The sequence below is a fragment of the Streptomyces sp. NPDC097619 genome (assembly GCF_040302735.1).
Taxonomy (GTDB): domain Bacteria; phylum Actinomycetota; class Actinomycetes; order Streptomycetales; family Streptomycetaceae; genus Streptomyces.
Genome location: NZ_JBEOSD010000018.1, coordinates 69,371 through 75,370, shown reverse-complemented (window position 1 = coordinate 75,370; position 6,000 = coordinate 69,371). Strand labels below are relative to the sequence as shown.

Sequence of the window (6,000 nt, the reverse complement as noted above, 5' to 3'; positions counted from 1 at the left end):
GCCCCTCCCCCACCCGGGGGGAGGGGCCGCGGCCGTACCGGTCACGCCGGCACGCCGGCACGCCGTTCCGTCCTGCCGCCGGTTCGGGGGGTCGGTTCACTCGGACGGGTCGCTTCGGGGGGTGGGGGGCGGGTAGGGGGCCGGGGTCCTTCCCCCGCCACACGAGCAACTGGAGGTTCCGTGGCGAACATGAACGGTGCGTACCGGCCCGGTACGCCCTGCTGGACCGATCTGATGGTCCCCGATCAGCAGGCGGCCCTCGACTTCTACCGCGACCTGCTGGGCTGGCAGGGCGAGGTGGGTCCGGCCGAGCAGGGCGGGTACTCCGTCTGCACCCTGAAGGGGCAGCCGGTCGCCGGGATCATGAAGGCGATGAACCCGGACGGCAGCATCCCGGACCCGGCGCCGCCGGTCGCCTGGACCACGTACTTCTCCGTGGAGGACGCCGCGGCCACGGCCGCCGCCTCCGCCGCGGCGGGCGGTGCCACGGTCGTGGAGGCCATGGACGTCATGGACCTGGGGAAGATGGCCGTGCTGGCCGACGCCCAGGGCGGGGTCTTCGGCGTCTGGCAGCCGGGGGTCTTCGCGGGGGCCGGGATCGTCAACGAGCCCGGGGCCATGATCTGGAACGAGCTGGCCACCAGCGACACCAAGGGCGCGGCCGCGTACTACGAGGCCGTGCTGCCCCTCACCACCGGGCCGACGGAGATCCCCGGCGCCGAGGGGTACACCGAGCTGAAGGTCAACTCCCGTGCGGTGGGCGGGATGATGGGGCTGGAGCAGCACCCGCCCGGCACCCCGCCGCACTGGCTCGTGTACTTCTCGGTGGACGACACCGACAGCGTGCAGGACGCCGCGGTGCGGGCCGGGGCCACGGTGCTCGCGCCGGCCTTCGACATGCCGGTGGGGCGGATGGCCGTCCTCGCCGACCCGCAGGGCGCGGTCTTCGCGGTCATCAGGACCCAGCAGGACCCGGAGCAGCCCGACCCGCGCTGATCGGTGTCCGTGCGGGCCCGCGTCCCGGTGGGGGCGTGGGCCCGTCGGCGTACCGGCACCCGGAGCGGCGACGGGCCCGGGTCCCGGTGGGGGCGTGGGCCCGTCGGCGTACCGGCACCCGGAGCGGCACACGGTCCGCGCGCACCTCGTCCGCGCACCTCGTGCGCGCGCCCGGGCGGGTCAGGCGGGCGGGGCGGCGAGGTCCGGGGACTGGCCGGAGCGGAGGAGGGCGGCGCGGACGGTCCCGTCGGCCTTGAGCTCCTCCAGGGTGGCGCGGAGCCAGGCCACGGTGGCGGGCGCCCGTCCCACGGTGGTGCCGACGGCCTGCCGGATCTGCATGAAGGCGTCCTCGACGAGGCGGACTTCGGGGTGGGCGGCGGCGTAGGCGGTCATGGGCTGACGGATGCCGGCCCCGGCCTCCAGGCCCTGTTCGCGGAAGACGTCCACGCCCTCGGCCCCGCGGACCACGGTGGCGGCGGTGAGGTGCCGGGTGAGGTGGAGGTCGTAGGCCGAGCCCTCCTTGACCCCGATGCGGGTGCCGGTGGTGTCCACGTCGGCGGGGGTGCGGGCGGTCGACTCGCGGGGGACGGCGTAGACGCCCTCGATGAGGACGTACGGGGCGGTGAACGCGACGTCGGCCTCGCGGGCCGGGTCGACGGCGAGGAAGCAGAGGTCGGCGCGGCCCTCGGCCATGGCGGCGTAGGACTTGCGGGCGGCGTCGAAGCAGAGGAACTCCACCGGCACGCCGAGCCGTGCGGCGAAGGCGCGGGCGAGGTCGGCGGTGATCCCGGCGGGGGCTTCGGGGGTGCCCTGGGCCAGGACGGGGTTGCCGAGGTTGAGGGAGGCCCGGAGCACCCCTTCGGGGGCCAGGTCCTTCACGAGGTCCGCGTCCGCGTTCACGCCGTCTCCGTCCGTTCCGTGCTGTCGCCGCCGGTCACGACCGGAGTGTAGGCCGGGTGGCAGGACCGGCGGCGACCCGTCTCAGCGCCGGGTGCGGAGCAGCAGGTACAGGAAGTACGGGGTGCCGATGACGGCGGTCATGAGACCGGCGCCGAGCTGGGCGGGGGCGATGACGGTACGGCCGACGACGTCCGCGACGCCGACGAGGACGGCGCCGAGGAGCACGGCCACGGGGATGACGCGGGTGTGGCGGCGGCCCACGAGGGCGCGGGCGGCGTGCGGGGCGACGAGCCCGACGAAGCCGATGGTACCCGCGGCGGCGACGGCGGTGGCGGCGAGGAGGACACCGAGGGCGAGGAAGCCGAGGCGTTCGCGGCCGAGGCCGAGGCCGAGGAGGCGGGGGGTGTCCTCGTCCAGGGAGACCAGGTCGAGTTCGGTGCGGCGGGCCACGGCGAGGGCAAGTCCGAGGGTGAGGACGAGGCCCAGGGGCAGCGAGTCGAGGAAGGTCCGGCCGTAGGTGGAACCGGACAGCCAGGTCAGGGCCTTGGTGGCGTTGAACGGGTCGGTGAGGATGATCAGGAGGCTGATCAGGGCCGCGGAGGCGGTGGCGACGCCGAAGCCGACGAGGACGAGCCGGTTCTGTCGGAAGCCGCCGCGGGCGGCGAGTCCGAAGACGATCACGGAGCTGACGGCGGCGCCCGCGAAGGCGGCCCCGGCCACGCTCCAGGTCCCGGCCAGCGGCACGGTGGTGACGAGGAGGACGGCGCCGAGGGCGGAGCCGCCGGAGACGCCGAGGATGCCGGGTTCGGCGAGCGGGTTGCGGGTGACGGCCTGCACGAGGGTGCCGGCGAGGGCGAGGGCGGCGCCCGCGAGGACGGCGGCGAGGACGCGCGGCACCCGGGTGTCGAGGACGAAGCCGACGGCCCGCCCGGCCTGTCCGTTGAGCCAGTTCGCGACGTCGCCGAGGAGGAGCACGCTGTCGCCGAGGAGGATCCCGGCGATGACGGTGCCCGCGAGGGCGGCGACGAGGACGGCGGTGACGGTGAGGAAGCGGGCGCGGCTGCGGATCCGGAGCCGGTCGGCCTGCGCGGTCTCGGCGGTGTCGCGGACCCGGGTGGCCATGACGATCAGGAAGACGGCGCCGACGAGGCTGGTGACGACGCCGGTGGGCACGGCCACGGCGGTGTCGGCGCTGATCAGGGCGCGCAGGAGGACGTCGGAGCCGAGCACGAGGGCGGCGCCGACGAGGCCCGCGAAGGGGATCGCGGCGCGGTTGCGGGTGAGGCCGCGGAGCCGCTTGGCGAGGGGCCGGACGAGGGCGGGGGCGCAGAGGCCGACGAAGCCGACGGGGCCGGCGAGGGTGACGGCGGCCGCGGAGAGCATGGCGGTGAGGACGACCGTGAGGACGCGGGTGGAGCGGACCGGCACGCCGAGTCCGCGGGCGGCGTCCTCGCCGAGGGCGAGGGCGTCCACGCGGCGGGCGAGGAGGAGGAGCCCGAGGAGGCCGATGACGGCGAAGGGCAGCATCTGGAGGATGCCGTCGAAGCCGTTCTGGGCGATGTTGCCCTGGTTCCACTGGTAGAGGCCCTCGGTCTCCCGGGGGAAGAGCAGCAGGAGCGCTTCGGTGAAGGCGTTGAGACCGAGGGTGAGGGCGCTGCCGGCGAGGACGAGTCGTACGGTGCCCGCGCCGAGGCCGGAGAGGCCGAGGACCACGGCCGCGGCGGCGAGGCCGCCGAGGAAGGCGACGCCGGAGGAGGCGACCAGGGGCAGGGTGAGGCCGGTGACGGAGACCAGGCCGAGGGAGAAGTACGAGCCGGCGTTGACGGCGAGGGTGTCGGGCGAGGCGAGCGGGTTGCGGCTGATGGCCTGGAGGGCGGCTCCGGCCATGCCGAGCGCGATGCCGACGAGGAGTCCGGCGGCGGCGCGCGGCAGCCGGGAGGCGACGATCACGGAGGCGTCGCCCTGTTCGGCGCGGCCGGTGAGGGCTTTCCAGACCTCGGAGGCACCGGCCGCGGCCGTGCCCTGCGTCAGGTCCACGACCGCGAGGACGAGGACCAGCAGGGCCAGGGCGGCCGCCGCCGCGGTCGCTCCCGTCCGGGAGGGGGTGTTCTTCGGACGGGTGGCGGGGGGAGTCGCGGTGACGGCCATGCCTGTGTCTTCTTCTCGCCTTCCGGCGGGCCGCCGGGGAGGACTCCCGCGGCGGCCCTTGACGGGGTTACTTCTTGGTGAGCGCGGTGACGACGGAGTCGACGTACTGGTTCATCGACTCGGTGCCGCCGAACATCCAGATGCCGTCGGGCAGCCGGTGCACGGTGTTCTTCTTCACGAAGGGCAGCGAGGTCCAGACCTTGTCCTTGGTGAGGACGCCCGTGAAGGGGGTGCTGGTGTCGTCGTCCTTGTTGGCGATGTACGCGAAGTGGACGTCGTCGCCGAGCTTGGTGAGGCCCTCGACGTCGGTGGTGCCGAGGCCGTACGCCGGGTCGCCCTGGACCTTCCAGGCGTTCTTCAGGCCGAGCTTCTCGTTGACCGCGCCGATCAGCGAACCGCTGGTGTAGGGGCGGATGGAGACCTGGTTGGAGACGAGGTAGCCGTCGGCGAAGGCGTACTGGGCGCCGCCGAGTCCGGCCGCCTCCAGGGACTTCTTGCCCTCGGCGAGCTTCGCCTCGAACTCCTGCTTGAGGGTGGTGGCCTTGTCGGTGGTGCCGGTGGCCTGGGCGATGAGGTCCAGGTTCTTCGTCATCTGCCCGATCGGGTCCTTGGCGTCGGCCGAGGTCACGGTCATCACCGGGGCGATCTTCTGGAGCTGCTTGACCGCGGCCGGCGGCAGGTCGCTGGTGGCGACGATGAGGTCGGGGGCCAGGGCGGCGACGGCGTCCATGCTGGGCTCGCCGCGGGTGCCGATGTCCTTGGGCTCGTTCTTGAGCGGGACGGCCTGGTCCCAGATCTTGTAGCCCTTGACGTCGGCGACGCCGACCGGGTCCACGCCGAGGGAGATCAGGTTCTCGACGACGTTCCACTCGGTGCCGACGACCTTCTTGGCGGGGCCGTCGAGGGTGACCTTGGCGCCGGTGGAGTCGGTGAGGGTGATCGGGCCCGCGGCCTTGGCGGAACCGGTCCCGGCCTCGGGGGACTTGGCGGTGTCCTTGGCGGGCTCGGTGGTACCGCACGCGGTCAGGGCGAGGGCCGCGGCGGCGGCTGCCGTCGCGGTGAGGAGGAGGCGCTTCATGGGGTGGGGCTCAGCCTTTCGCTACGCGTGTGGTGCCGGCCGATCGCGCGGGTGCGCAGCCGGCCCGTGAGGGGGTCGGTGTCGACTTCGATGCGGATGCCGTAGGTCTCGGTCAGCCGCTCGGCCGTCAGGACCTCCTCGGGGTTCCCGTCCGCGACGATCCGCCCCTGGTGGAGCAGGACGATCCGGTCGGCGAGGGCCGCGGCCTGGTCGAGGTCGTGCAGGACGGCGCCCACGGCGATGCCGTGGTCGTCGGCCAGGTCGCGGACCAGGTCGAGGAGTTCGACCTGGTACCGCAGGTCCAGGTAGGTGGTGGGCTCGTCGAGCAGCAGGACGCCGGTCTCCTGGGCGAGGCAGCCGGCGAGCCAGACCCGCTGGAGCTGCCCGCCGGAGAGGTGTTCGGCGCCCCGGTCGGCGAGTTCCGCGACTCCGGTGAGGGCGAGCGCGCGGTCCACGGCGGCCCGGCCGCCGGGGTCGGTGCGACCCCAGCGACCGCGGTACGGGTACCGGCCGAACTCGACCAGGTCCCGCACCGTCAGCCCGCTGGGAGTGGGCCTGCCCTGGGTCAGCAGGGCCACGTGCCGGGAGAAGTCCCGCGGACTCAGGGCGAGTCCGTCCGTGTTCTCGTCGATGACCAACGTGGCGCGACGGGGCCTTTGGAGTCGCGCCAAGGTGCGCAGCAGCGTGGATTTGCCGCTGCCGTTGGGTCCGACGAGGACGGTCACGGCTCCGGGCCGCAGGGTCATGGCGGCGTCGTGGACGACGTCGACGCCGTCGTACGCCACGGTGACTCCCGTGGCCGCCAGTTCATGACCCTTGGGGCCGAGGGCCTCGGGGTTCTGTTCTCCGTTCTGCACGGAGCGAAGGTTAGCCTAACC

At 74.0% G+C, this 6,000-nt stretch carries 5 protein-coding genes; 1 reads left to right on the top strand and 4 read right to left on the bottom strand.

Features of this window, described 5'->3' with window-relative positions:
• Positions 1–189 precede the first annotated feature (189 nt).
• Positions 190–996 (top strand): VOC family protein, encoded by an 807-nt coding sequence (locus ABTZ17_RS07920; protein ID WP_352194649.1) that lies wholly within the window; start codon positions 190–192, stop codon positions 994–996.
• Positions 997–1,176: 180 nt separating this feature from the next.
• Here ABTZ17_RS07920 and ABTZ17_RS07915 read toward each other — a convergent pair whose 3' ends face one another.
• The 4 genes from ABTZ17_RS07915 to ABTZ17_RS07900 all read right to left on the bottom strand — a co-directional run bounded on the left by ABTZ17_RS07915 (position 1,177) and on the right by ABTZ17_RS07900 (position 5,979).
• Positions 1,177–1,896, bottom strand: a complete 720-nt coding sequence (locus ABTZ17_RS07915; protein ID WP_352194648.1) for a transporter substrate-binding domain-containing protein — start codon at positions 1,894–1,896, stop codon at positions 1,177–1,179.
• An 81-nt stretch (positions 1,897–1,977) separates the two neighbouring features.
• Positions 1,978–4,044 carry an iron ABC transporter permease gene (locus ABTZ17_RS07910; RefSeq protein WP_352194647.1) on the bottom strand — a complete coding sequence of 689 codons (2,067 nt, stop codon included), beginning with the start codon at positions 4,042–4,044 and terminating at the stop codon, positions 1,978–1,980.
• 67 nt (positions 4,045–4,111) lie between these two features.
• A complete protein-coding gene (locus tag ABTZ17_RS07905) occupies positions 4,112–5,122 on the bottom strand; it encodes an iron-siderophore ABC transporter substrate-binding protein (RefSeq protein ID WP_352194646.1) in 1,011 nt (336 codons plus the stop codon).
• On the bottom strand, positions 5,119–5,979 hold the full coding sequence (locus tag ABTZ17_RS07900) for an ABC transporter ATP-binding protein (protein WP_352194645.1): 861 nt from the start codon (positions 5,977–5,979) through the stop codon (positions 5,119–5,121). The genes ABTZ17_RS07905 and ABTZ17_RS07900 overlap by 4 nt, the downstream gene beginning before the upstream one ends.
• Positions 5,980–6,000: the final 21 nt, after the last annotated feature.